General features: G+C 55.3%; 23 protein-coding genes and 1 pseudogene. 12 read left to right on the forward strand and 12 right to left on the reverse strand.

The genetic code is table 11. The annotated features are described in order from the left end of the window. Positions 1-27: 27 nt before the first annotated feature. On the reverse strand, positions 28-1890 hold the full coding sequence (gene gss, locus A4308_RS03425) for a bifunctional glutathionylspermidine amidase/synthase (RefSeq protein ID WP_023331301.1): 1863 nt from the start codon (positions 1888-1890) through the stop codon (positions 28-30). A gap of 183 nt (positions 1891-2073) precedes the next feature. Here gss and yghU point away from each other — a divergent pair, with 183 nt between their 5' ends. The 4 genes and pseudogenes from yghU (at position 2074) to A4308_RS03440 (ending at position 4318) form a co-directional block, all read left to right on the forward strand. After that, the gene (gene yghU, locus A4308_RS03430; RefSeq protein WP_014885224.1) at positions 2074-2943 is read left to right on the forward strand and encodes a glutathione-dependent disulfide-bond oxidoreductase; all 870 of its coding nucleotides are present in this window, start codon (positions 2074-2076) and stop codon (positions 2941-2943) included. A 158-nt stretch (positions 2944-3101) separates the two neighbouring features. Further along, complete coding sequence (locus A4308_RS03435) at positions 3102-3434, forward strand: YMGG-like glycine zipper-containing protein (protein ID WP_014885225.1); 333 nt, start codon at positions 3102-3104, stop codon at positions 3432-3434. 191 nt (positions 3435-3625) lie between these two features. Next, positions 3626-3958, forward strand: a pseudogene (locus A4308_RS22705) (type II toxin-antitoxin system RelE/ParE family toxin). A gap of 12 nt (positions 3959-3970) precedes the next feature. Continuing rightward, a complete protein-coding gene (locus A4308_RS03440; RefSeq protein ID WP_014885227.1) occupies positions 3971-4318 on the forward strand; it encodes a helix-turn-helix domain-containing transcriptional regulator in 348 nt (115 codons plus the stop codon). Between the two features lie 7 nt (positions 4319-4325). Here A4308_RS03440 and A4308_RS03445 read toward each other — a convergent pair whose 3' ends face one another. Next, the gene (locus tag A4308_RS03445; RefSeq protein WP_014885228.1) at positions 4326-5873 is read right to left on the reverse strand and encodes a methyl-accepting chemotaxis protein; all 1548 of its coding nucleotides are present in this window, start codon (positions 5871-5873) and stop codon (positions 4326-4328) included. A 257-nt stretch (positions 5874-6130) separates the two neighbouring features. Between A4308_RS03445 and A4308_RS03450 the strand changes: the two genes are divergently transcribed. Then, entirely contained in the window at positions 6131-7171 is a 1041-nt protein-coding gene (locus A4308_RS03450; RefSeq protein ID WP_045268659.1) for an aldo/keto reductase, read from the forward strand. Positions 7172-7215: 44 nt separating this feature from the next. Here A4308_RS03450 and A4308_RS03455 read toward each other — a convergent pair whose 3' ends face one another. Then, positions 7216-7704, reverse strand: a complete 489-nt coding sequence (locus A4308_RS03455; protein ID WP_014171606.1) for a TIGR00645 family protein — start codon at positions 7702-7704, stop codon at positions 7216-7218. A gap of 81 nt (positions 7705-7785) precedes the next feature. Then, entirely contained in the window at positions 7786-8289 is a 504-nt protein-coding gene (locus A4308_RS03460) for an ESA_00282 family adhesion-associated protein (RefSeq protein WP_008499806.1), read from the reverse strand. A gap of 104 nt (positions 8290-8393) precedes the next feature. Here A4308_RS03460 and A4308_RS03465 point away from each other — a divergent pair, with 104 nt between their 5' ends. Both A4308_RS03465 and A4308_RS03470 read left to right on the forward strand, forming a co-directional pair. Beyond that, complete coding sequence (locus tag A4308_RS03465) at positions 8394-8798, forward strand: hypothetical protein (protein ID WP_014885230.1); 405 nt, start codon at positions 8394-8396, stop codon at positions 8796-8798. 1 nt (position 8799) lies between these two features. Beyond that, positions 8800-9249, forward strand: coding sequence for a hypothetical protein (locus tag A4308_RS03470; RefSeq protein ID WP_014885231.1), 450 nt, complete (start codon positions 8800-8802; stop codon positions 9247-9249). 42 nt (positions 9250-9291) lie between these two features. On the opposite strand, the gene exbD is transcribed toward A4308_RS03470, so the two are convergent. Both exbD and exbB read right to left on the reverse strand, forming a co-directional pair. Continuing rightward, entirely contained in the window at positions 9292-9717 is a 426-nt protein-coding gene (exbD, locus tag A4308_RS03475) for a TonB system transport protein ExbD (protein WP_014885232.1), read from the reverse strand. A 4-nt stretch (positions 9718-9721) separates the two neighbouring features. Beyond that, complete coding sequence (exbB, locus tag A4308_RS03480) at positions 9722-10453, reverse strand: tol-pal system-associated acyl-CoA thioesterase (protein ID WP_014885233.1); 732 nt, start codon at positions 10451-10453, stop codon at positions 9722-9724. Between the two features lie 251 nt (positions 10454-10704). Here exbB and metC point away from each other — a divergent pair, with 251 nt between their 5' ends. Both metC and yghB read left to right on the forward strand, forming a co-directional pair. After that, positions 10705-11892, forward strand: a complete 1188-nt coding sequence (gene metC, locus A4308_RS03485; protein ID WP_014885234.1) for a cystathionine beta-lyase — start codon at positions 10705-10707, stop codon at positions 11890-11892. Between the two features lie 143 nt (positions 11893-12035). Next, positions 12036-12695 (forward strand): DedA family general envelope maintenance protein YghB, encoded by a 660-nt coding sequence (gene yghB / locus A4308_RS03490; RefSeq protein ID WP_023338787.1) that lies wholly within the window; start codon positions 12036-12038, stop codon positions 12693-12695. Positions 12696-12741: 46 nt separating this feature from the next. On the opposite strand, the gene A4308_RS03495 is transcribed toward yghB, so the two are convergent. After that, a complete protein-coding gene (locus A4308_RS03495; protein WP_014885236.1) occupies positions 12742-13641 on the reverse strand; it encodes an AraC family transcriptional regulator in 900 nt (299 codons plus the stop codon). Positions 13642-13836: 195 nt separating this feature from the next. Between A4308_RS03495 and yqhD the strand changes: the two genes are divergently transcribed. Beyond that, positions 13837-15000, forward strand: coding sequence for an alcohol dehydrogenase (yqhD, locus tag A4308_RS03505; RefSeq protein ID WP_045268657.1), 1164 nt, complete (start codon positions 13837-13839; stop codon positions 14998-15000). Positions 15001-15105: 105 nt separating this feature from the next. Then, the gene (dkgA, locus tag A4308_RS03510) at positions 15106-15933 is read left to right on the forward strand and encodes a 2,5-didehydrogluconate reductase DkgA (protein ID WP_063308471.1); all 828 of its coding nucleotides are present in this window, start codon (positions 15106-15108) and stop codon (positions 15931-15933) included. A 77-nt stretch (positions 15934-16010) separates the two neighbouring features. Here the strand turns inward: dkgA and A4308_RS03515 are convergent, their stop codons facing one another. Continuing rightward, entirely contained in the window at positions 16011-18182 is a 2172-nt protein-coding gene (locus tag A4308_RS03515; RefSeq protein WP_023338788.1) for a YgiQ family radical SAM protein, read from the reverse strand. A gap of 200 nt (positions 18183-18382) precedes the next feature. Here A4308_RS03515 and A4308_RS03520 point away from each other — a divergent pair, with 200 nt between their 5' ends. Continuing rightward, positions 18383-19858, forward strand: coding sequence for a TrkH family potassium uptake protein (locus A4308_RS03520; protein ID WP_014885240.1), 1476 nt, complete (start codon positions 18383-18385; stop codon positions 19856-19858). A 32-nt stretch (positions 19859-19890) separates the two neighbouring features. Here A4308_RS03520 and ftsP read toward each other — a convergent pair whose 3' ends face one another. The 4 genes from ftsP to A4308_RS03540 form a co-directional block, all read right to left on the reverse strand. Continuing rightward, positions 19891-21303: a cell division protein FtsP gene (gene ftsP / locus A4308_RS03525; protein WP_023331309.1), complete on the reverse strand. Its 1413-nt coding sequence runs from the start codon at positions 21301-21303 to the stop codon at positions 19891-19893. 58 nt (positions 21304-21361) lie between these two features. After that, a complete protein-coding gene (gene plsC, locus A4308_RS03530) occupies positions 21362-22099 on the reverse strand; it encodes a 1-acylglycerol-3-phosphate O-acyltransferase (protein WP_014885242.1) in 738 nt (245 codons plus the stop codon). Positions 22100-22262: 163 nt separating this feature from the next. Further along, complete coding sequence (gene parC, locus A4308_RS03535; RefSeq protein ID WP_014885243.1) at positions 22263-24521, reverse strand: DNA topoisomerase IV subunit A; 2259 nt, start codon at positions 24519-24521, stop codon at positions 22263-22265. A 118-nt stretch (positions 24522-24639) separates the two neighbouring features. Beyond that, positions 24640-25041 carry a YgiW/YdeI family stress tolerance OB fold protein gene (locus tag A4308_RS03540; protein WP_014885244.1) on the reverse strand — a complete coding sequence of 134 codons (402 nt, stop codon included), beginning with the start codon at positions 25039-25041 and terminating at the stop codon, positions 24640-24642. Positions 25042-25125: the final 84 nt, after the last annotated feature.

Genomic DNA, 25125 nt, shown 5'->3' on the forward strand with positions numbered 1-25125 from the left:
CGGGGAGCTATTTCGAGCGGTTCTGAGTTACTTATCCTTCACCACAATCAGCGGTTCAATATCGCTCTCTTTCTTCACCACCAGCGAGTCATCTCCGCGCAGACAGGTGCCGCCGTAGTTCCCGCCGACGGTAAAGGTGCAGACCTGAATGTATTTGCCGTCGACGTTTGGCAGGCACCACAGCTGCTGGTAAATGTTTTTGCGATCGATAAACTTACCGCTGGATTTATCCAGCAGTTCGTCCTGGGCACTAATGAGATCGATATTGCTGCCGCAGCGTCCGGCAATCGGCTTGACGGCATAACCGGTCTGTTTCAGCAGGTCGTTAACCTCAAAATCGGTGTCGAGCAGGTAACGGTGGTTCGGGAAAAGCTGCCACAGTACCGGCAGAATGGCTTTGTTACCCGGTATCACCGTCCACAGCGGCTCAAAGACCAGCACTTCCGGACGCAGCAGGACGTCGATCAGGCGCACTTCACCCTCGGGATGTCCGGTCCGAATCGGCACGGCAGCATATTCGGTTTCGCTGACCTCGCGGATTTGCTCTATCGCCGTTTCCCACGCCCAGGTTTTCCACACGCAGTTGACGTGGCGACCTTCGTCGTCAATCAGCTGCCCGGCAGCATCCCAGCTTAGCGCCCCCAGCCCGTGCAAAATTTTGGTTTCAAACCCGGCCTGCAGCAGTGAACGCTGAATAAAGAGCGCGTGATAATCCTCTTCGACATCGTTGTCCTGCATGATGTGCACGAACGGACGCGCGTGGCTGTGTTTCCACGCGCCGGTCAGCTCTTCCAGCAACCCTTCTGCCGGGTTATGACCGTGGCCGCGATAACCGTTTTTCACCCACTCTTCGAGAATCAACCCGCCCTCGGTATGGCAGGACGCGGAGTCGGCATTGTACTCGTAGACCTTAATCCCGCGCTCATCCATGCAAAAATCCATACGGCCGGTGATCATATGGTGACGACGCCACTGCCAGGAGAGGCGCAGGCGCGGCCAGAGGATTTTTGGAATGTCGAAAAGCGCCAGCAAATTGTCATCTTTCAGCACCTTGTCCGTCGCGTGCAGGTACATCAGGTGCAGTTCGTTGGTGGCCTTGATCAGCTCCTGCTCGGCGCTTTCGGTGATGGTGAAGTACTGGCAGGGATCTTTATTGATCACATGACCGTTCGCGCGGATATACGCCTGCTGCAGCGCGTCATTTTCGTTGAGCCATTTTCCGTCGAACTGACGTTTGTTTTTCAGCCGCGCACCGCGGATTTTCAGCAGTTCACCGTCGATTTCCGGCTGGGGAATGCTGTGTTCCGTGTCGTCGGTCTGGATCATCCAGCCGAGAATTTCCGTGTCGCTGAAGGTGTCATGGATTGTGTAACATCCGTTCTCCACGCTCAGCCGCAGCTCGCGCGTCCACTGCTGCCCGAGCGGCAGCGGGGAGTGCAGGACGTTCTGCTCTGCAATGCGCACCTTGTCGTCCAGAAGCTGGGTGATCACCGCCACGTGGCCGGTCTCATGAAACTCTCCACCCTTTTGCCAGATCAGCAGCGCCCCGGCGCGCGGCGCGCGCTTCGAGCCGTTGGCAAACGCCTGAAGGGGCAAAATGTTATCGTTCACCACCTGACGCAAAAAGCGCAGGGAGAAGATCTCCCACGCCATGCCGACGTCGGTAAACACGAAACCATAGTTGAGGAACAGGAAACGGCGGGCAAACTCAACACACTGCCATTTGTGGCCCATGTATTCGTTGCCGATATAACTGCGAAAATCCGCATCTTCCGGGTATTTTCGCGGGTCCAGACTGCCGTAATTTGAGGAGTAAATCGCCACACCACCCGGCGCATAGCCTAACAACGTCCCGAATGGCGCATCACTGCTTAACTTTCCTTTACGCATGTATCCAACCTAAAACAGGCAGGCGGCAATTTTTTGAAGGGTTGTCGTCGTCTGCACGTTGTAATTAACCTGACAGAGGTGGAATTATCATACACCTGCCCTGTCCATTACGCTCGCATCGTTAAACGGTTCCCCTGCCACCTGCTAAACTGCCTCAACACAACACCAAAGAGGCAGGCCAACATGTCAGACGAAAACACCTATCAGCCACCGAAAGTGTGGGAATGGAAAAAGAACGGCGGCGGCGCGTTCGCCAATATTAACCGCCCGATTTCGGGCGCGACGCATGAGAAAGATCTCCCCGTGGGCTCCCATCCGCTGCAACTTTATTCGCTGGGAACACCTAACGGCCAGAAAGTGACCATCATGCTTGAAGAGCTGCTGGCGCTGGGCGTGACGGGCGCGGAGTATGACGCCTGGTTGATCCGCATCGGCGAGGGCGATCAGTTCTCCAGCGGGTTCGTTGAAGTGAACCCGAACTCGAAAATACCGGCGCTGCGGGATCACTCCACGACCCCACCAACGCGCGTCTTTGAATCCGGCAATATCCTGCTCTATCTGGCAGAGAAGTTTGGTCACTTCCTGCCGAAAGATCCGGCGGGACGCACCGAAACGCTGAACTGGCTGTTCTGGCTGCAGGGCGCGGCGCCATTCCTGGGCGGCGGTTTTGGTCACTTCTACAACTACGCGCCAGTGAAAATTGAGTACGCGATCGATCGCTTTACCATGGAAGCCAAACGCCTGTTCGACGTGCTGGATAAACAACTGGCGCGCGGCCGTTACGTGGCGGGCGAGGAGTACACCATCGCGGATATGGCGATCTGGCCATGGTTTGGCTGCGTGGCCCTGGGTAGCGTCTATAACGCCGCCGAGTTCCTGGATGCCGAAAAGTACACCAACGTCCAGCGTTGGGCGAAAGACGTGGCGAACCGCCATGCCGTGAAGCGTGGACGCATCGTTAACCGCACCAGCGGCGAGCTGAACGAGCAACTGCACGAACGCCACGCGGCGAGCGACTTCGATACCAACACGGAAGACAAGCGTCAGGCGTAATGCTTTGCCGGGCGGGCCACCGCCCGGCAGATGAGATCCTTGCCAGGGGCATGATTAGCCTAAAGGTTGAGCCGCAATTGCTGGCACTATCTGGCCGTTTTTCTCGCGCAGATGTGAGAAACGACGTATCAACCGACAGCAGTCACAAAGGATCTGTTATGAAACTTATTAAAACAACGCTGGTCATCAGCGCTCTCCTTTTTTCCACCTCGGGAATGGCCATCGACAAAACCGCCGCTGGCGCGGTAGCGGGCGCCGCCATTGGCGCGGCCACAGGCAAAGATCTGAAATCCACCGTCGGCGGTGCCGTTGTTGGCGCAGGTACAGGTGCCATGTTCAAAAACGGCGAAAAAGGTAAAGACGCACGTAAGGGGGGTGCCGTGGGTGCCGTCGTTGGCGCAGGAGCAGCTGCCGTGACGGGCAAAAGTGTGCTGAAAGGAGCGGCCGTGGGTGCGGGCACGGGTGCACTGATTGGCGAAGCGACCCACTGATAAGTATTGCCGGGCAGCGCTGCGTTTGCCCGGCCACAGCGTTGTTCAATAATCCCCCCTGCCAAATCTCTCGTTTTTGCGATCCGCTTTCTGAAAATTATCTTCCCACTCAGTTATTACGATGCAAACAATTGCCTGTCGTAGCCTGAAGATTACAATGCTTTGCTTATCGTAAACTACAGGCTACAATAATGGCTAACGTTAAACACTACATTACAGCTGATGGATATGATCCTTTTGATGCATATCTGCGAAGTTTGAAAGATCCCATAGCAAAAGCCATGATTGCCACGCGTGTCGCCAGAATGTCGACGGGTAACTATGGCGATTGCAAACCATGCTGAGAGAGTGTGTCAGAGCTCAGAATTGACCGGGGACCCGGCTATCGTGTCTATTTTAGTGAAGTCTCCGATCCGGCAGATGGCGCAGTAAGTCTGGTGCTATTGACTGGAACGAAAAAAAAGCAAAATGCAGACATTGAAAGGGCCGTTGAGTACCTCAACGACTACAAGCGCAGAATATAAGAGGAAATCGCAATGGCTAAATCAGTACTTCATGATGACGCAATGGTACAACTCCTGAAAGATTCTCCGGATTTCGCGCCCGTCTATCTTCACCAGGCTTTCATTGAAATTGACGAGCCAGGAGGCTATGAGGCGTTCATGCTCGCCTTACGGCATGTGATCGAAGCCTCTGGCGGGATGACTGTTATTGCAAAACGTGCTGGCATTTCTCGCGAATCACTTTATAAATCACTCTCACCAAACGGTAACCCCTCATTTAAGCGTATCGCAGAAGTGGCATCTGCAACGGGATATCCGATTTCCCGAATTGCAACAGCAGGGTTAAACGATAATACAAGGCCGCATCAGGCGGCCTTGTAACGTTGTGTTATGCCGTCAGGCGGAACTTCTGCACCGAACGCTGAAGCTCTTCGGTCTGACGTTCCAGCGCGGCGGCTGCCGCGGAAACCTCTTCCACCAGCGAGGCGTTTTGCTGGGTGACGCCGTCCATCTGCGTAATGGCAATCCCGACCTGCGAAATGCCCTTGCTTTGCTCTTCAGAAGCGGAAGCGATTTGCTTCATAATGGTCGTCACTTCCGTCACGTCGCGTAAGATGGCATCCATGGTCGTGCCCGTGTCGCCCACCAGCTGTGCCCCCTGTTCTACGCGATTAACCGAATCAGCAATCAGCCCCTCAATTTCCTTGGCCGCGTTGGCGCTGCGGCTTGCCAGATTACGGACTTCCCCCGCGACGACGGCGAAACCGCGGCCCTGCTCGCCCGCGCGTGCCGCTTCAACGGCTGCGTTGAGCGCCAGGATATTGGTCTGGAAGGCAATACTGTTGATGACGTTGGTGATTTCAGCAATTTTCTTCGAGCTTTCGGAAATACCGCTCATGGTGGTAACCACCTCTTCCACCAGCGAACCGCCGCGGCTGGCAGTGGTTGAAGCCACATCGGCAAGCTGGCTGGCCTGACGCGCGCTTTCCGCGTTCAGTTTCACGGTGGCGGTCAGCTGTTCCATGCTGGCCGCCGTCTCTTCCAGTGCGGCAGCCTGCTCTTCGGTACGCGAAGAGAGATCGTTATTGCCGCTGGAGATTTCCGTCGCCCCGCGCCAGATATTTTCACTGCCCGAGCGAATCGTACTGACGGCTTCACGCAGGCTGTCCTGCATGGCACTCAGCAGGGGAACCAGTTGTCCCACACAGTTGCGGCCGAACGGTGCAATGGGCTGGCTGAGATCGCCCTGGGCAATCTGGCGGAACTGCTGGCGGATACGCTCCAGCGGTTTTACCAGCATCGCCACCAGGTAACGGTCGGTAAAAAGCAGAATCAGCAGACCGATAATCGTGGCGACGATAATCACCGTGCGGGTCATACTGGTCAGGCCGTCCACCACCACGCGGGTACTGTCGAGCGTGTTCGCAGCGGCAGTGTTGAACGCCTCGGCAGCCGCACCGAACGCACGGCTCAACGGTGGCGTGACGTTGTTGGCCTGCTGGCGGTAGCCTTCCAGAGCCCCCTGCTTCGCCTGCGCCATTTGCGGCGTCACGCCCTGGTCGAGCAGCGCCTGCCAGGAGCCGATCACCCGGGATGCGATCGCCTCATCCATCGGGCCGGGTGACATCGCTTTCATCTCGGCCAGTTTCTTGCCCATGTTATCCAGCGCCTGTTGGGCGGAGGACAAATCGGGCGTGCCGCCAGCGGCTTTGACTTCCATTGCGCGGCTCAGGCGGGTCACGAAGCGGAAATACTGATCGTTGCCCTGGCTCAGTACCGTCATCTGTTTCACCAGATGGCGATCAACTTCATTGCCTTCTGAAACGCGTGACAAAGACCAGGTGCTGTACAGCCCAACGCCCGCCCACATTAAACAAAAGATCCCGAGAATCGTCAGCATGACGAAGCGGATCGTGAAATTACGTAGCATATTCATAAGATTTCCTTGCCGTGAGGGTGAATTCGCCCAGAGGCGAGTACTCCTCTCTTTATCGGCAGGCAGCGCGGAAATTATAACCTTTTGTGATTATTTTTAATTAGCGCGGCTTCACAGGTCGCACAGCCAGGGTTAATTATTACCTTTCAATATGAAGGGGTTAAACCCTGTCATCGCTTCTGTGAACAATTTATGATTTGATAAACGCAGAATAAAAACGCTGTTTCGAAAATTCATTAAATAAGAAAGGAGACATCATGTTCTGGCACCCTTCCCCTGACCGCTACGAGAACATGCAGTACCGCTATTGTGGAAAGAGCGGCCTGCGCCTGCCAGCGCTGTCGCTGGGTCTGTGGCATAGCTTTGGCCACGTCCAGCCTCTCGATGCCCAGCGCGCACTGCTACGTAAAGCCTTCGATCTCGGCATTACCCATTTCGATCTTGCCAACAACTACGGCCCACCGGCAGGGAGCGCAGAGGAGAACTTTGGCCGCCTGCTGCGAGAGGACTTTGCCGCGTACCGCGATGAGCTCATCATCTCCACTAAAGCCGGTTACGACATGTGGCCGGGGCCGTACGGTTCAGGCGGTTCACGCAAATACCTGCTCGCCAGCCTCGATCAAAGCCTGAAACGCATGGGGGTCGAGTACGTTGATATTTTCTACTCCCACCGCGTGGATGAAAATACGCCGATGGAAGAGACGGCCTCAGCGCTGGCTCACGCCGTGCAGAGCGGCAAAGCGCTGTACGTCGGGATCTCGTCCTACTCAACGGAGCGCACTCAAAAAATGGCCGGGTTACTGCGCGAGTGGAAGATCCCACTGCTCATCCACCAGCCGTCCTATAACCTGCTTAACCGCTGGGTCGATAAGACCGGATTGCTGGATGCGCTGGAAGCAAACGGTACGGGGTGTATTGCCTTTACCCCGCTGGCGCAGGGTCTGCTGACCGGGAAATACCTGAACGGCATTCCGGAAGGTTCACGCATGCAGCGAGAAGGGCATAAGGTGCGCGGGCTGACAGAGAAGATGCTGACCGACGCCAACCTGAGCAGTCTTCGTCTGCTCAATGAGATGGCACAGGCGCGTGGCCAGACCATGGCGCAAATGGCGTTGAGCTGGTTACTGAAAGATGCGCGCGTGACGTCAGTGCTGATTGGTGCCAGCCGTCCGGAACAGCTTGAGGAAAACGTCCGGGCGCTGGATAACCTGCGCTTTACAGAGGACGAACTCACGCGGATTGACCAGCATGTTGCGGATGGGGAGTTGAATCTGTGGCAGGCGTCGTCGGATAAATAGTGCAGATTGATGCCCTCTCCCCTCTGGGGAGAGGGATATGCACTTTACTTCTTACTGATCTTATCCAGATACCCCATCACAAACGCCGACAGCACAAACGTCAGGTGGATAATCACGTACCACATCAGTTTATTATCTGGGACATTCTTCGCGTCCATAAACACGCGCAACAGGTGGATAGAGGAGATCGCCACAATCGACGCTGCCACTTTATTCTTCAGCGACGAGGCATCCATTTTGCCCAGCCAGTTGAGCTTCTCCTTGCGCTCGTCGATATCAAGCTGGGAGACAAAATTCTCGTAGCCGGAAAACATCACCATCACCAGCAATCCCCCCACCAGGGTCATATCCACCAGCGACAGCAGAACCAGAATCAGGTCCGCTTCGGCAATGGAAAAAATGTTCGGCAGAACATGCAGGATTTCCTGAAAAAACTTAATCGTCAGCGCGATAAGTGCCAGCGAAAGGCCAAAATAGACGGGAGCCAGTATCCAGCGGGAGGCGTACATGGCATTTTCAAAGAAGCGTTCCATAAAGTCCTGTTTGCAAAAGAAACCAGCGCCCAGTATATCTCAACGGCGCTGGCTATTTGCAAGAACTCAACTGTTCATGACTTAGACGTTGTCTGGATTAACCTCCGGACGCGCATACTCCGGCCAGACCAGCACCACAAGTTCGGGGTAGGCTTCCAGACTGAACTCACGAAAACACTGGCGAAGGTTTAATACGTCCAGGTCTGAATACGAGACCTTCTCTCCGTTAAGACAGCGCTTTTTGATATTGTCGTAATATTTATAAACCGCTGAATTCAGGTCGCTGCAACGACGCTGCGCCTCAAACAGACCGGGCGTGTCATTAATTTCGGACATTTTCATACGCTTAATTGTCGCGTGTAAAAAGTCGATATATTCGTGATTCACCCGCCAGTACCAGACAGGCGTAACAGAGTTCATCAAAACAGAGAAATGGTCTTCACCTTCCTCTTTTGTCATCAGTTCAGGCTGTGGAGGTTCACTGGTGTCTTTCGACACTTTCGTTTTATTGAACTCCTGCATCAATAAAAGCACACCAGCGGTCAGTAATAGTAATGTGATGACCGTAAAAAAGATGCTGTTCATGGGTTGGCTCCATTTTTTTTGATTTTAAAATTGCCTCATGATATTGTCAACGAATCTCACGCCTTTACCAACCCCACCCTGTTGAAAATAAAGGAAATTAAAAAATGCTGCCCGACTATCTCGTCCCGGCTAAGTACCACATTACGCCTGTGGAACAGCAACCGACGGAAGAAGAAAAAAAGGCCAGTTTCACTCAGGGGAAAAGAAAGCTCTCCGATTTCGAGCCTGATATATTAATTGGTGTTTCCCGCACTGGCAAATCCCGTAATATGTTGCTGGAGGAGCACGATCGCCATATAAAAGACCGCTTATTTCGCGCTATAAAAATTGAGGCCTTCGTCCACCTGCTGAATGACCTCCAGGCTGAAGGCGAAATAGATGCCCAGAAACTAAGTCAAATAATGGCTGAAAAAACAAAAGAAATAAATGAAGCGGGCAATGAAATTTGGCTTAATCTAATTACGCGTGAAAAAAACAACCCTATTTTTTATACCCTTGGGGAAGATTAACGTGAAAGAAGTTAAAGACAACGACGTTTATTTGACTTTAGATGATAAAAAAAGTGATGAATTTATCTTAAAGCAAAATCTCGACGCCCTGAGAAACACAAAAAATATCGAGATGACGCGTATTACGCAAGACCTGGTATCGATTCCGGCGACGCTGGTGCGGCTGAAATGGCAGAATCGCCGCGAGATTTACCCGCTACAGGTCAAAGAAGAGATTTACGGTGCGGTGATAAATAGCCTCATCGAGCAGCAACCCGAGCTGAAAGAGAAGCTGCTGGGCCGGCTAGAGGCCAACTATCAGTATCTGCTTGCCAGAGAAGTCGCCACCCTGCGCCTGACGCGCAAGCTGTCAGCCGGTGAGTACCGTACCTCAAACGTCACCTGCGTTGCGCTCGACGAAGACACGCTGGCAACCTCCTCTGCCGCGCAGACGGATAATAAAAACGCATAAACCGACAGACATAAAAAAAGCCGGCTTTCGCCAGCTTCTTTACTATTTTTTGGCCGCTTTCTCTTCGCCGACCAGCCCAATCTTCAGATAACCCGCCTGATGCAGCGTGTCCATCACCTTCATCATGGTTTCGTAGTCGACGGTTTTGTCCGCACGGAAGAAGACGGTGGTGTCTTTCTTGCCGCCGGTTAGCTGATCCAGCGCCGGAATAACCGAAGCATCCGTTACCGGGTCGTTACCCAGGAACATCGATTTATCCGCTTTCACAGAAAGATAGATGGGCTTTTCCGGACGCGGCTGCGGCTGGCTGGACGAGGCCGGCAGATTCACCTTCACGTCCACCGTCGCCAGCGGCGCAGCGACCATAAAGATAATCAGCAGAACCAGCATGACGTCAATAAACGGCGTCACGTTGATCTCATGCATTTCACCGTTATCGTCCAGATTTTCGTTTAGACGCATCGCCATAATATCAACCTACGCGCAGTTTAGACGCCGCATGCACCGGTTTCACGGCGCTGGCATTCAGGTCGAGATCGCGGCTTTGTAGCAGCAGAACCTGAGCGGCAACGTCACCGAGCGTGGCTTTGTAGCTGCCAATCATACGCGCGAAAATGTTATAGATAACGACTGCCGGAATCGCCGCGACCAGACCAATCGCCGTCGCCAGCAGCGCTTCTGCGATACCGGGCGCAACAACCGCCAGGTTGGTGGTTTGAGTCTGAGCGATACCGATAAAGCTGTTCATGATGCCCCAGACCGTACCGAAAAGACCGACGAACGGCGAAATTGCGCCGATGGTAGCCAGATAACCATTACCACGTCCCATGTGTCGGCCAACGGCCGCAACGCGACGCTCCAGACGGAAACCGGTACGCTCTTTAATGCCTTCGTTATCTTCACTGCCAGCGGAGAGTTCCAGCTCGTTCTGCGCTTCGTTCACTAACAGGGTGGTCAGGCTTTTTGCGTGGAAGGATGAGGTCATATCAGACGCCTGATCCAGAGAGCGGGCTTCTGCCAGCTGCTGCTGTTCCCGCTTGAGGCGACGCTTCTGCGAAAGCAGCTCGGCGCTTTTGCTGAAGAAGATAGCCCAGGTGACAACGGACGCCAGAATCAGGCCGATCATCACAATCTTAACCACGATGTCAGCATGTTGATACATGCCCCAAACGGAGAGATCCGTCTGCATCAAATTATTACCCACTCTGTATCTCCAGGACGCAAATCACAAAATCTGAACGTAATAATATCAAAACGTCGTCGAATTGATAGTAGTTCTCATTAGTATTTGCATGGTGCCGTAATTTTCGCTCACTTTCCTTGCGCTTACGCAGTAAAAATTTCTTATGCGGTTTTTTGCTAATATTTTCTGCTTATTCGATAAGCATGCGGGTGCAGTTTTTCACAATCGTGGTAGTCTGGACGTCCAGACGTATAAAAACAGGGTTAGCGAACATGACTAAGAAGCATCTTGATACCACGCTGGTACAGGCCGGACGCAGCAAAAAATATACGCAGGGTTCGGTTAACAGCGTGATTCAACGCGCCTCCTCCCTGGTGTTTGACACCGTTGAGGAGAAAAAAATCGCCACGCGTAACCGCGCAAAAGGCGGGCTGTTTTATGGCCGTCGCGGCACGCTAACCCATTTTTCTCTGCAGGAAGCGATGTGCGAGCTGGAAGGCGGTGCGGGCTGCGCGCTGTTCCCGTGCGGTGCGGCTGCGGTCGCCAATACCATTCTGGCGTTTGTGGAACAGGGCGACCATATCCTGATGACCAACACCGCCTATGAACCCAGCCAGGACTTCTGCACCAAAATACTCAGTAAACTCGGCGTCACTACCGGGTGGTTCGATCCGCTGATTGGCGCAGGCATTGCCGAACTTATTCAGCCAAACACGCGCATCGTGTTCCTGGAGTCTCCCGGTTCAATCACCATGGAAGTGCACGACGTACCGGCTATCGTGAAGGCCGTGCGCAGCAAAGCGCCGGAGGCGATCATCATGATCGACAACACCTGGGCGGCGGGCGTGTTGTTTAAAGCGCTGGAATTCGACATTGATATCTCGATTCAGGCGGCGACGAAATACCTGATTGGCCATTCAGACGGGATGATTGGCACAGCAGTATCTAACGCACGCTGCTGGGATCAGCTGCGTGAAAATGCCTACCTGATGGGCCAGATGGTCGATGCAGATACGGCCTACATGACCAGCCGCGGTATCCGCACGCTGGGGGTTCGCCTGCGTCAACACCATGAAAGCAGCCTGAAAGTGGCAGAGTGGCTGGCTCAGCATCCACAGGTTGAGCGCGTTAATCATCCTGCGCTTGCGGGCAGTAAAGGCCATGAATTCTGGCAACGTGACTTTACGGGCAGCAGCGGGTTGTTCTCGTTTGTGCTTAAAAAACGGCTAGATAATGACGAACTGGCAAACTATCTGGATCACTTTACCCTCTTCAGCATGGCCTACTCCTGGGGCGGTTTTGAGTCCCTGATCCTGCCTAATCAGCCGGAGCAAATCGCGGCTCTGCGCCCTGGCGGCGAAGTGGACTTCAGCGGCACCCTGATTCGCCTGCACATCGGTTTAGAAAATGTGGACGATTTAATTGCGGATTTATCAGCAGGGTTTGAACGTATCGTGTAGAGTGCTCGCTGAAAATGTACTCCCCGGACGCTTTTCTTAACACTGCAAGCAGAAAAGTCTGCATGAGTTGCGCCTGCGATCAATCCCGGCAGGTATAATTGGGAGTACAATAGCGTTATCTCTGCTGTTCCACAGGAAAGTCCATGGCTGTTATTCAAGATATTATCGCGGCGCTCTGGCAACATGATTTTGCCGCACTGGCGGATCCGCACGTTATAGGCGTCGTCTATTTCGTGATGTTCGCAACGCTGTTTCTGGAAAATGGATTACTGCCAGCCTCGTTTTTACCCGGTGACAGTTTGCTTTTGCTTGCCGGGGCATTGATCGGTAAAGGCGTTATGGACTTTACGCCAACGATGGTTATCCTCACCTCTGCCGCGAGCCTGGGCTGCTGGCTGAGCTATCTGCAGGGCCGCTGGCTGGGGAACACGCGCGTCGTAAAAGGCTGGCTGGCGCAGTTACCGCATAAATACCATCAGCGGGCGACCTGTATGTTTGACCGACACGGCCTGCTGGCGCTGCTGGCCGGACGTTTTCTGGCTTTTATTCGCACCCTGCTGCCCACCATGGCGGGTATTTCCGGCCTGTCGAACCGCCGTTTTCAGTTCTTCAACTGGCTGAGCGGCCTGCTGTGGGTGGGGGTCGTGACCACGTTAGGCTACGCGCTGAATATGATCCCCTTTGTGAAACACCATGAAGATCAGGTGATGACTTTCCTGATGGTTCTGCCAATGGTCCTGCTGGTTGCAGGCCTGGTGGGAACCATTGCGGTGGTGATTAAGAAAAAGTACTGCAGCGCATAAACAAAAGCCGGGTGGCGGCTACGCCTTACCCGGCCTACGTTTCTCGTCAGGCGCCCTGCATCGTTCGTATACGCGACGCATCTTCTCCCGGCGTGACGCCGAAATAGCGCTTAAACTCCCGACTAAACTGCGACGCACTCTCATAGCCCACCCGCATTGCCGCCGCGCTGGCCTTCATGCCGTCGTGGATCATCAGCATCCGCGCCTTATGCAGCCGGTAGGTCTTGAGGTATTGCAGCGGCGAGGTGCTGGTCACCGATTTAAAGTTATGGTGAAACGCCGAGACACTCATGTTCGCTTCCGCGGCGAGCTGATCGACGCTGAGGTTTTCCGTGTACTGGCTCTCAATACGCTTGAGCACGCGGCTTATCAGACTGAAGTGGGTCTGTCGGCTCACCAGCGCCAGCAGCGCTCCCCCGCCGGGGCCCAGCAGCACATGATAGAGAATTTCGCGAATGATCTGCTTGCCCAGGATACGCGCGTCCAGCGGCCGCTCCATGACGTCCAGCAGACGCTCGATGGCGCACAGGATCTCTTCAGACAGCGTGGCCGAGTTAATCCCGCTTGAAGCCATCGACGGCTGGAAGAGTTCATCTTCGCCTATCTCCATCAGCAGTTCCTGCAACTGAAGGATATCGACATTAACGCGAATACCCGCCAGCGGGACCTCCTCTGTCGCGAAAGTTTCACATTCAAAGGGTAAAGGTACTGTCAGAAGCAGATATTCATTGGTGTCGTAGCGGAACACGCGGTCATTGATATAACCAATTTTATGGCCCGAAAAGAGAAAAACGATGCCCGGCTGGTACATCACTGGCGTGCGCGTCCCGGGCTGCGTGCCATAGAGCAGACGAATATCAGGCAACTGATCGCTGACACTATTTTCATTATCTATCAGTCTCTTAATCTGCGCGGTAAGCTGATGGCAGATCGCTTCACGGTTCATTTTTCGTTACTCCAGGTACGTTTTCCGACTTTCACAGTTTGCGCACTTTCCCGACGTTTCTCCAGCGCTCTGTAGAAATGGGCAAGACATTGGCAGGAATGTGCATTGAGAGCATAGCCCCGGACCGCCACAATGTGCAGCATCAGGCAGGCATCAGTGCCGCCACGGTTTTTCACCCACTAAAGGGAACGAGCAATGAACAATTTTAATCTCCATACCCCAACCCGCATTCTGTTTGGCAAAGACGCAATCGCTGACCTGCGTGCGCAGATCCCCGCTGATGCGCGTGTCCTGATCACCTACGGTGGCGGCAGCGTGAAAAAAACCGGCGTGCTGGATCAGGTTTACAGCGCCCTGGACGGTCTGGACGTGCGTGAGTTCGGCGGCATCGAGCCAAACCCGTCTTACGAAACGCTGATGAATGCGGTGAAAATCGCCCGTGAAGAAAGCATTACTTTCCTGCTGGCGGTCGGTGGCGGTTCCGTTCTGGATGGCACGAAGTTCATCGCGGCGGCAGCGCACTACGCTGACGGCGTTGACCCGTGGCACATCCTGGAAACCCGCGGCAGCGACATTAAAAGCGCAATCCCGATGGGCTCCGTGCTGACCCTGCCAGCCACCGGTTCCGAATCCAACAAAGGCGCAGTGATCTCCCGTAAAACCACCGGTGACAAACAGGCCTTTATGAACGAGCACGTGCAACCTGTCTTCGCTATCCTCGACCCGGTTTACACCTATACCCTGCCTGCACGTCAGGTAGCGAACGGTGTGGTTGATGCCTTTGTTCACACCGTTGAGCAGTACGTGACCTACCCGGTGAATGCCAAAATTCAGGATCGTTTCGCGGAAGGCATTCTGCTGACGCTGGTTGAAGAAGGTCCGAAAGCGCTGAAAGAGCCGGAAAACTATGACGTTCGTGCCAACGTCATGTGGGCGGCAACGCAGGCGCTGAACGGTCTGATCGGCGCAGGTGTGCCGCAGGACTGGGCGACCCACATGCTGGGTCACGAACTGACGGCGATGCACGGTCTCGATCACGCTCAGACGCTGGCGGTGGTTCTGCCTGCGCTGTGGAACGAAAAACGGGATACCAAACGCGCCAAACTGCTGCAGTACGCAGAGCGCGTGTGGAACATCACCGAGGGTTCTGACGATGCGCGTATTGACGCGGCCATCGAAGCGACACGCAACTTCTTCGAAAGCCTGGGCGTACCAACGCGCCTGTCTGGCTACGGCCTGGATGGCAGTTCTATCCCTGCTCTGCTGGAGAAACTCGACGCGCACGGCATGACCCAACTGGGCGAGCACGGTGACATTACGCTGGACGTTAGCCGCCGTATCTACGAAGCGGCACGCTAAGCGTTTTTGTCCTCCCGACTTTCGTTTTTTGACATTTCGTCCAGACTTAATGCACACCCCATCGCCGGAGCCCCCCTCCGGCGATGCGCACCTGAAGGAGGAAAAATGGCAAACCAAACCGTAATCAAGCTGCAGGATGGCAACGTGATGCCCCAGTTGGGGCTAGGTGTATGGAAAGCCGGTAACGACGAGGTCGTCTCCGCCATTCATAAAGCCCTGGAAGTCGGCTATCGGTCAATTGATACCGCCGCCGCCTACAAAAACGAGGACGGCGTAGGCACTGCACTGGCCAGCGCCGGCGTCCCCCGCGATGAATTATTCATTACCACGAAACTGTGGAATGACGATCAAAAACGCCCTCGCGAAGCCCTGCAGGAGAGTCTGGAGAAACTTCAGCTCGATTTCGTCGATCTGTATCTGATGCACTGGCCGGTTCCCGCCATCGACCATTATGTTGATGCCTGGAAAGGGATGATTGAACTGCAAAAAGAGGGTCTGGTGAAAAGCATCGGCGTCTGTAACTTCCAGGTTCATCACCTGCAGCGCCTGATTGATGAGACAGGCATCGCACCGGTGATTAACCAGATCGAGCTGCACCCGCTGATGCAGCAGCGCCAGCTTCACGCCTGGAATGCGACCCACAAGATCCAGACCGAATCCTGGAGCCCCCTGGCGCAGGGTGGCGAGGGGGTCTTCGATCAGAAAATCATCCGCGACCTGGCGGATAAATACGGCAAAACGCCCGCACAGATCGTCATTCGCTGGCATCTGGACAACAGCCTGGTCGTTATTCCGAAATCAGTCACGCCATCACGTATTGCCGAGAACTTCGACGTCTGGGATTTCCGCCTGGACAAAGATGAGCTGGGTGAGATTGCGAAGCTGGAGAAGGGCAAACGCTTAGGGCCGGACCCGGATCAGTTTGGCGGTTAAAAAAAGCCGGGTGGCGGCTTCGCCTTACCCGGCCTACGTGTCTACATAAAAAACCCCGGCTTGCCGGGGTTTTTTATTTACGCTTTGCGCTTCACGGGCTTCTTCGCATTCGAATTACCGTTCGAACGCTGATGCACAATCGGCGTGTGCTTGGTCAGCGCCGGACGCGTATTGCGGTTCTGGCGACGCGCTTCGCGCATCTCATCCAGCGTCGGAGCCGGTACCAGACAGTCGCGGCGTGAACCGATCAGGTGTTTTTTACCCATCTCTTCCAGCGCCTGGCGGATCAGCGGCCAGTTTTTCGGGTCATGATAACGCAGCAGCGCTTTATGCAGACGACGCTGTTTATCCCCTTTTGGCACCACCACCTCTTCACTCTTGTAGCCAATCTTACTCAGCGGGTTCTTGCCGGTGTAATACATGGTCGTCGAGTTGGCGAGCGGTGACGGGTAGAAGTTCTGCACCTGATCCAGACGGAAGCGACGCTGCTTCAGCCACAGTGCCAGGTTCACCATATCCTCATCACGCGTGCCGGGGTGCGCGGAGATAAAGTACGGGATCAGGTACTGCTCTTTGCCCGCCTGCTTTGAATACGTGTCGAACAGCTCTTTAAAGCGGTCATAGCTGCCCATACCCGGCTTCATCATCTTCGACAGCGGACCTTCTTCGGTGTGCTCCGGCGCAATCTTCAGGTAGCCGCCCACATGGTGGGTCGCCAGCTCTTTGATGTAGCGCGGATCTTCCACGGCGATGTCGTAACGCACCCCCGAGGCAATCAGGATCTTCTTGATGCCCTTCAGGTCGCGGGCACGACGATAGAGATTGATCGTCGGCTCGTGGTTGGTATCCATATGCTCGCAGATGCTCGGATAGACGCAGGAGAGACGACGGCAGGTTTGCTCCGCGCGCGGCGACTTACAGCGCAGCATATACATGTTCGCGGTTGGACCGCCAAGGTCGGAGATCACACCGGTAAAGCCTGGCACCGTGTCGCGAATCGCTTCGATCTCATTGATGATCGAATCTTCAGAGCGGCTCTGAATAATACGGCCTTCGTGCTCGGTAATAGAGCAGAATGAGCACCCGCCGAAGCAGCCGCGCATGATGTTGATCGAGAAACGGATCATCTCATACGCCGGGATGCGGGCGTTGCCGTACGCCGGATGCGGTACGCGCTTGTACGGCAGCGCAAAGACGCTGTCCATCTCTTCGGTGGAGAGCGGGATCGCTGGCGGGTTGATCCAGATAAAGCGCTCGCCGTGCTTCTGCATTAACGCGCGGGCACAGCCCGGGTTGGTTTCGTGGTGCAAAATACGGGACGCATGGGCGTAGAGGACTTTGTCAGCCTTCACCTTCTCGTAAGACGGCAGCAGCACGTAGGTTTTTTCCCACGGTTTCGGGCGCGGCGGCTGCACGACAATCGCCTTTGCTTCCGCTTTCTTTGGCTCAACCGGTTTATTATCCGCACACGGCAAATCTTCGCCGTACGGGTGTGGGATAGGATCGATTTTGCCCGGCATATCAATGATGCGGGAATCCACCCCGCTCCAGCCCGGCAGCGCCTCTTTCACCATGATGGCGGTATTGCGCACGTCGCGGATGCTGCTCACCGGTTCACCCTGCGAGAGACGATGCGCCACTTCCACCAGCGGACGTTCACCGTTGCCGTAAATCAGCATATCGGCTTTGGAATCCACCAGCACCGAGCGGCGAACGGTATCTGACCAGTAGTCGTAATGCGCAGTGCGGCGCAGACTCGCCTCAATGCCACCCAGGATCACCGGCACGTCTTTCCAGGCTTCTTTACAGCGCTGGGTGTAGACGAGGGTAGCGCGGTCCGGACGTTTGCCCGCCACGTTATCCGGCGTATAGGCATCGTCATGGCGCAGCTTACGGTCGGCGGTATAGCGGTTGATCATCGAATCCATGTTGCCCGCGGTCACGCCGAAGAACAGGTTCGGTTTACCCAGACGCATAAAGTCGTCTTTGCTGTTCCAGTCAGGCTGGGAGATGATCCCCACACGGAAGCCCTGCGCTTCGAGCATACGGCCGCAGATGGCCATGCCGAAACTCGGATGGTCAACATAGGCATCGCCTGTGACCAGAATGATATCGCAGCTGTCCCAGCCAAGTTGGTCCATCTCTTCCCGGGACATCGGCAGGAACGGCGCCGGTCCAAAGCAGGCCGCCCAGTACTGGGGCCAGGAGAAGAGGTCACGATCCGGCTGGATCAGGGAAATAGCGCTCATAATGCTTCCGAAGAAAAAATAGACAAAAGGAGCGGGATTATACGCTGTTCATCCATCCAATTTGAAGAAAAGGATGCAGGAAGCAGACATAAAATCGCGGAAGTCGTTAAAATACAGCGCACTGTTAATTTTGCATCATAATTACCCCTGACGCCTCCGGTTCTCTGCCGCCGGGAGGCATTCTGGCGTGGAGTTTCCGTGTGAAGTTCAACGATTCGTTACATGTGTCTCAACTGCGGGTTGTGCTCCACCTCTGCGGTTTCCTGGTTCTGCTGTACAGCCTTTCAATGCTGCCGCCGATGGTCATTGCCCTGCTGCACAAAGAGCGGACCTACTTTGCGTTTTTAACCACGTTTCTGACCTTTTTCAGCCTCGGGGGGTTAACCTGGCGGGCGACCCGTCACGCCGGCATACAGCTGCGCACCCGTGACGGTTTCGTGATCATTGTGCTGTTCTGGCTGCTGTTTTCAGTGATCAGCGCCATGCCGCTATGGATGGATGATGGTCTGCATCTCTCTTTTGCGGATGCGCTCTTCGAAGGGGTGTCCGGGATCACCACCACCGGGGCAACGGTGATCGGGGACGTCAGCGCCCTGCCTAAGTCGTACCTTTATTATCGCGCCCAGCTCAACTTCATTGGCGGGTTAGGCGTCATCGTGCTGGCCGTCGCAGTACTGCCGCTGCTGGGCATCGGGGGCATGAAGCTGTATCAGTCAGAAATGCCCGGGCCGTTCAAAGAGGAGCGCCTGACGCCCCGGCTTGCCGATACTGCGCGTACCCTGTGGCTGACCTATTTCGCGCTGGGCGTGACCTGCACGCTGGCCTACTGGCTGGCGGGGATGCCCGTTTTTGACGCCATCTGTCACGGGCTTTCAACTGTGTCACTGGGCGGGTTTTCTACCCGCAGCGAGAGCATTGGCTTTTATGACAGCCACGCAATTGAACTGGTTGCCGGGGCCTTTTCGCTGCTTTCTGCCTTTAACTTTACCCTCTGGTACGTCGCCATTGTCAGACGCACCCTGAAACCGATCCGCCGCAGCCCGGAGGTCAAATTCTTTCTCAGTGCCGCCGCGGTGATTATCCTCATTACCGCCTGGCAGGTCTGGCATGCGGGAATGTACAACCCCACGGATAGCCTGGTACACGCTTTCTTCCTTGCCAGCTCGATGATGACCGATAACGGTCTCGCGACGGCCGACTATGCCCAATGGCCTGCCCACACCATCTTTTTACTGTTGAGCGCCAGCTTCTTTGGTGGCTGCGTCGGCTCGACCTGCGGCGGGATCAAAGCGCTGCGTTTTCTCATTATGTTTAAGCAGAGTATTCAGGAGATGAATCAGCTGGCTCATCCGCGCGCGCTGCTGAGTATTAAGGTGGGCAAAAGCGTGGTGAATGAACGCGTTCTGCGTTCGGTATGGAGCTTCTTTTTTCTCTACGTGATGATTACCGGATTTTTTGTCTGGGCGCTTAATCTGATGGGCTATGACCTGTTTACGTCATTCGCCACGGTTGCCGCCTGTATCAACAATATGGGGCTGGGTTTTGGCGAGACAGCATCAACGTTTGGCACCTTAACCGAAGGGGCAAAACTGCTGATGTGCGCGGCGATGATCTTAGGGCGTCTGGAAATCTACCCGGTGCTGATTCTGTTCTCGCGCTTTTTCTGGCGGGCATAACACATTCCCGGCGAACCGGGAATGTCAGGGGGTTATGGCGCGGGGTTGATCAACATCTGCCCCACGGAGCCCCTGTCCATCATCTCCAGCGTCTGGCTATGGAACAGGAACGGGAAGTGCGGCCACGAAGGCTGGCCATAGTAGACAAGCAGTTCGACCTGACCATCCACCCAGACGGTATCTTTCCAGCCGCGATCTTCCGGGAACGGCATCGCACCGTTGACGTTACGGATCAGGAATGACACCCCTTCAATATGGAACGACTGCGGCATATCTGAACGGACCGTCCAGCGCTCCCAGGTGCCCTGCTGGGCGGTGATGTCGATACGGTTGACGTCCCACAGCGCGCCGTTGATGCCCGGATCGTCGCCCAGGCTGATATCACGGCTGCGCACCGGCGAACCGCCCATGATCTCCTGCGGCAGCAAACGCATCGGCAGGCTATCGGTGACCAGCGGCAGCAGGCCGGTTGGACGCAGGGTTAACACCAGCGTGGAGACCAGAATGCTCGACGGCTCGAAGAACCCGCGAATACGGTCAACAATGCTCGCGGCTTCGCCACAGGTGACAGAGACTTCATCCCCGTTGGTCATATCCACCAGAATTTCCCGACGTTCCCCCGGCGCCAGCGCCAGTTGCTTAACGGAGACCGGCGCAGGTAAAAAACCCTGGTCGCCGGAGATCACGTGGAGCGGGCGGCCATCGCTCATCTGCAGCTGATAACGACGGGAGTTAGAGGCATTAAGCAAACGCAGACGCACCCAACCGCGGGAAACTTCGACATACGGGCTTTGCGCACCGTTTACCAGCAGCGTATCGCCAACAAAGCCACCGCTCCCCGGCTCGCTGTACTCCGGCGTGCCAAAGTTATCCAGGCGCTTATCCTGAATAATGATCGGGAAATCATCCACGCCGTAGTGGTTCGGGATCGGCAGCGACTTGCTGACCTCATCTTCCACCAGCCACATCCCGGCCAGACCGTTATAGACCTGCTGCGCCGTGCGGTTAGGCGTGTTGGCGTGATACCACAGCGTTGCCGCGCTCTGGCGGATCGGCAGGACGGGTGCCCAGTCGGCGTTGGGAGACATCATGCGCGCCGCGCCACCGATCAGCGGGCCTGGAACCTGTAAACCGCTGATGGTCATGGCAACATTTTCAGTGGTGCGGTTGCTGTAAATTAGCTTAACGTCATCGCCGTTCCACACGCGAACGGTTGGCCCGAGGTAGCGCCCATTAATGCCCCATACCTGCGCGCGCGTGCCCTGGGTAAAGGACCAGTGGCTGCGCTGTAGCGTCAGAAATAGCGGCTGGCCGCGACGGGATTCAATCAACGGCGGAATGGGTAGCGGCTGTTGCTGCCCGGCGGCGCTGGCTGTCAGCGGCATCGCACCCGCACAGAGGGCAATCCCCGAAGCCTGAATAAACTGACGCCGACTGAGTGACATATAAGCTCCATCTGAAACGACTAACAACGCGGGAATTCGTTTTCCCTTTAACGCCGGATTAAATCTTACCGGCGGCTTCTCTTTCTGCGACTTCTTTGTCCAGCTGCGCAATACGCTGAGCCATCAGCTCGCGGCAATGTGCTGCCAGCTCGCGTACCTGGTCTTTACCGTATTTGCTGGTATCGACAGGCGGCAACATTTCGACAATCACCAGACCATTATTCAGGCGGTTAAGATTAATCTTATTCGAAGTATTGGAAACGCACACAGGAATAATTGGAACACCCGCCGCAATTGCGGCATGAAAAGCGCCCGTTTTAAACGGCAGCAGGCCACGCCCACGGCTACGCGTTCCTTCCGGGAACATCCAGATGGATATTTTGCGCTTTTTAAAATGATTCACCACTTCCGCAATGGTGCTGTGTGCTTTTGCGCGGTTATTACGGTCGATCAGCAGGTTACCGGTCAGCCAGTACAACTGGCCAAAAAACGGGATCCACAGCAGGCTCTTTTTCCCCACCGTCACGGTCGGCGGCAGAACGATATTGGAGGCCGTCACCATATCGTAGTTGTTTTGATGGTTGGCGATATAGATGGCATTACCGAAGTTCTCTGCCCCTTCAGGCAGGCGCTTTTCAACCTTCAGACCAAACAACGGTGCAAGGCGGCCGAACATATGGCCGAAGGTGGCAACGTGCTTAGGATTGCGCGGGCTGAACAGGCAATAAATTGAGCCGAAAACACAGACCAGAATACAGTAGATAACGGTAAGAATAAGACGAACAATATATAGCATAGCGACCTCTGAAGCCCCAACAGCTGACAATTATACTTCACCTGTGGCCAGGTAAGGACTTTATTACGAGCGCGTATTGTTAATCGCAACGCACGAATTAACAACGATTTTACGGGAAATTTTATTGAACTTCCCCCTCCGGACGGAGGGGGATATCACGAGACTACTCTTCGCTGTCACCCGCGCTGCTGCGCGCCGGTGAATCTATCTCCACACGGTCGATACGCTGCAGGCCGCGCATCAGCGAACCGCGACGACCGCGTTCACCCACCACTTTCTGCAGCTCTTCCGGACGCAGTTTGATCTTACGCTTGCCAACATGAATGGTCAGCGTGCTCTGCGGCGGCAGCAGGAAGAGGTGCGCCAGACCATCTTCACCTTTCGCGGCTTCCGCCGACGGGATGTTGATGATCTTGTTGCCCTTCCCTTTCGACAGCTCCGGCAGGTCGCTGACCGGGAACATCAGCATGCGTCCGGCGGAGGTGATCGCCAGCAGCATATCGCTTTCGTTCTCGATCACCAGCGGCGTCATCACGCGAGCGTTGTCCGGCAGGCTAATCAGCGCTTTACCGGCACGGTTACGCGACACAAGATCGTTAAAGGTACAGATAAAGCCATAACCCGCGTCAGACGCCATCAGCAGCTTCTGGTCATCGGCCTCCATCAACATATGATCAACCGTCGCCCCCGGCGGCAGCGTCAGCTTACCGGTAAGCGGTTCGCCCTGGCCGCGCGCGGAAGGCAGCGTGATAGGGTCGATGGCGTAGCTGCGACCAGTGGAGTCGATAAACGCCACCGGCTGGTTACTCTTGCCTTTCACCGCCGCTTTAAAGCTGTCTCCGGCTTTGTAGCTGAGACCCGGCGCGTCGATATCATGGCCTTTGGCGCTGCGCACCCAGCCGCTTTGCGACAGCACAATGGTCACCGGCTCGGAAGGCTGCATGTCATGCTCGTTCATTGCCTTCGCTTCTTCGCGCTCGTGCAGCGGAGAACGACGATCGTCGCCGAAGGCATCAGCATCCGCCTGCAGCTCTTTCTTCAGCAGGTTATTCATCTTGCGCTCGGACGCGAGGATCGCCTGCAGCTGATCGCGCTCTTTTTCCAGCTCGTTCTGTTCACCGCGGATCTTCATCTCTTCCAGTTTGGCGAGATGGCGCAGTTTCAGTTCGAGGATCGCTTCCGCCTGCGTCTCGCTGATGCCAAAGCGCGACATCAGGGCCGGCTTCGGCTCGTCCTCGGTACGGATGATCTCAATGACTTCGTCGATATTGAGGAACGCCACCAGCAAACCTTCGAGGATATGCAGGCGCTTCAGCACTTTCTCCAGGCGATGGTTAAGACGACGGCGGACCGTATCGCGACGGAACGTTAGCCATTCGGAGAGGATCTCCAGCAGGTTTTTCACCGCCGGGCGTCCGTCAAGACCGATCATGTTCAGGTTGATGCGGTAGCTTTTTTCCAGATCGGTGGTGGCAAACAGGTGGTTCATCACCTGCTCCATGTCCACGCGGTTGGAGCGCGGCACGATCACCAGACGGGTCGGGTTCTCGTGGTCAGATTCGTCGCGCAGGTCGTCCACCATCGGCAGCTTTTTATTGCGCATCTGGGAGGCGATCTGCTCCAGCACTTTCGCGCCGGAAACCTGGTGCGGCAGCGCGGTGATCACCACAGCGCCGTCTTCTTTATTCCACACCGCGCGCATGCGCACGGAGCCGCGACCGTTCTGGTAAATTTTGCGGATTTCCGCACGCGAGGTGATGATTTCCGCTTCAGTCGGATAATCCGGCCCCTGAACGATATCCAGCAGCTCGTCGAGCGACGTTTTAGGCTGCTCAATCAGGGTGATAGCGGCTTTCGCCACTTCACGCAGGTTGTGGGGCGGAATATCTGTCGCCATACCGACCGCAATACCGGTGGTACCGTTCAGCAGGATGTTTGGCAGACGCGCAGGCAGCATCTTCGGCTCCTGCATCGTACCGTCGAAGTTTGGCACCCAGTCAACGGTTCCCTGACCCAGCTCGCCCAGCAGCACTTCGGCATATTTAGAGAGACGAGATTCGGTATAACGCATCGCCGCGAAGGATTTCGGATCGTCCGGTGCCCCCCAGTTCCCCTGACCATCCACCAGCGGATAGCGGTAAGAGAACGGCTGCGCCATCAGGACCATCGCTTCATAACAGGCGCTGTCGCCGTGCGGATGGTATTTACCCAGCACGTCACCGACGGTACGGGCGGATTTCTTGAACTTGGCGGTGGCGTTCAGCCCCAGTTCGGACATCGCATAGACGATGCGGCGCTGAACCGGCTTCAGGCCATCCCCGATAAACGGCAACGCCCTGTCCATGATGACGTACATGGAGTAGTTCAGGTAGGCGTTTTCCGTGAATTCATGTAGCGCGAGGCGCTCTGCCATATCGCTCATTACGTGTGATTCCTCAACTCAGAAACCGATGGGTTTCAGGCAATATTGCCGCAGATACTACCCTATCTGACGAGTTGAGTCACAAAGAAAAAGGGCCGGGTGAGCGGCCCTTTTCGGGTTATTTGTTCAGCTTGATAACCTGCTTCACATCGATTTCAAACTCGTTCCAGTCTTTATCGACTTTACCCTGCAGCTCCACTTTATCCTGCGGGGTCACGGTCACGCCGTTCCAGCGCTTGTGGTCAATTTCGACCACCACCGTACCGGACTCATCGCGGAAGGTGTAGCGGTCATCGGACAGGCGCTCGGTAATGTTCCCGCGCAGCTTCACCCAGGCATCGTCCTTCAGATCTTTCACTTTAGCCGCGGTGGTGAGGTTGGCGTTGTTATCGACAAAACCGCCCTGCTGAGTTTGCGTCTGGGCCGGCGTGGCGGATGGGCCACTAAAACCGCCCTGAGCAGCAAAGACCGGCGCGGTGGTCATCATCATGATGGCAGCAATTGCAGCGAATTTTTTCATCGTAATCTCTCCCTTTAATGTCGTTTCGCAGTCCATTAAACAGGGTAATCCTTAACAACTTCTTAAGGGGAAAATTTATTTATT

The organism is Enterobacter sp. ODB01, assembly GCF_001623605.1.
GTDB lineage: Bacteria > Pseudomonadota > Gammaproteobacteria > Enterobacterales > Enterobacteriaceae > Enterobacter > Enterobacter kobei.

Excerpts from the sequence above, each read along its gene's own strand:
- gss (WP_023331301.1), bottom strand. The coding sequence starts at position 1,890 with ATGCGTAAAGGAAAGTTAAGCAGTGATGCGCCATTCGGGACGTTGTTA.
- yghU (WP_014885224.1), top strand. The coding sequence starts at position 2,074 with ATGTCAGACGAAAACACCTATCAGCCACCGAAAGTGTGGGAATGGAAA.
- A4308_RS03435 (WP_014885225.1), top strand. The coding sequence starts at position 3,102 with ATGAAACTTATTAAAACAACGCTGGTCATCAGCGCTCTCCTTTTTTCC.
- A4308_RS03440 (WP_014885227.1), top strand. The coding sequence starts at position 3,971 with ATGGCTAAATCAGTACTTCATGATGACGCAATGGTACAACTCCTGAAA.
- A4308_RS03445 (WP_014885228.1), bottom strand. The coding sequence starts at position 5,873 with ATGAATATGCTACGTAATTTCACGATCCGCTTCGTCATGCTGACGATT.
- A4308_RS03450 (WP_045268659.1), top strand. The coding sequence starts at position 6,131 with ATGTTCTGGCACCCTTCCCCTGACCGCTACGAGAACATGCAGTACCGC.
- A4308_RS03455 (WP_014171606.1), bottom strand. The coding sequence starts at position 7,704 with ATGGAACGCTTCTTTGAAAATGCCATGTACGCCTCCCGCTGGATACTG.
- A4308_RS03460 (WP_008499806.1), bottom strand. The coding sequence starts at position 8,289 with ATGAACAGCATCTTTTTTACGGTCATCACATTACTATTACTGACCGCT.
- A4308_RS03465 (WP_014885230.1), top strand. The coding sequence starts at position 8,394 with ATGCTGCCCGACTATCTCGTCCCGGCTAAGTACCACATTACGCCTGTG.
- exbD (WP_014885232.1), bottom strand. The coding sequence starts at position 9,717 with ATGGCGATGCGTCTAAACGAAAATCTGGACGATAACGGTGAAATGCAT.
- metC (WP_014885234.1), top strand. The coding sequence starts at position 10,705 with ATGACTAAGAAGCATCTTGATACCACGCTGGTACAGGCCGGACGCAGC.
- yghB (WP_023338787.1), top strand. The coding sequence starts at position 12,036 with ATGGCTGTTATTCAAGATATTATCGCGGCGCTCTGGCAACATGATTTT.
- A4308_RS03495 (WP_014885236.1), bottom strand. The coding sequence starts at position 13,641 with ATGAACCGTGAAGCGATCTGCCATCAGCTTACCGCGCAGATTAAGAGA.
- yqhD (WP_045268657.1), top strand. The coding sequence starts at position 13,837 with ATGAACAATTTTAATCTCCATACCCCAACCCGCATTCTGTTTGGCAAA.
- dkgA (WP_063308471.1), top strand. The coding sequence starts at position 15,106 with ATGGCAAACCAAACCGTAATCAAGCTGCAGGATGGCAACGTGATGCCC.
- A4308_RS03515 (WP_023338788.1), bottom strand. The coding sequence starts at position 18,182 with ATGAGCGCTATTTCCCTGATCCAGCCGGATCGTGACCTCTTCTCCTGG.
- ftsP (WP_023331309.1), bottom strand. The coding sequence starts at position 21,303 with ATGTCACTCAGTCGGCGTCAGTTTATTCAGGCTTCGGGGATTGCCCTC.
- plsC (WP_014885242.1), bottom strand. The coding sequence starts at position 22,099 with ATGCTATATATTGTTCGTCTTATTCTTACCGTTATCTACTGTATTCTG.
- parC (WP_014885243.1), bottom strand. The coding sequence starts at position 24,521 with ATGAGCGATATGGCAGAGCGCCTCGCGCTACATGAATTCACGGAAAAC.
- A4308_RS03540 (WP_014885244.1), bottom strand. The coding sequence starts at position 25,041 with ATGAAAAAATTCGCTGCAATTGCTGCCATCATGATGATGACCACCGCG.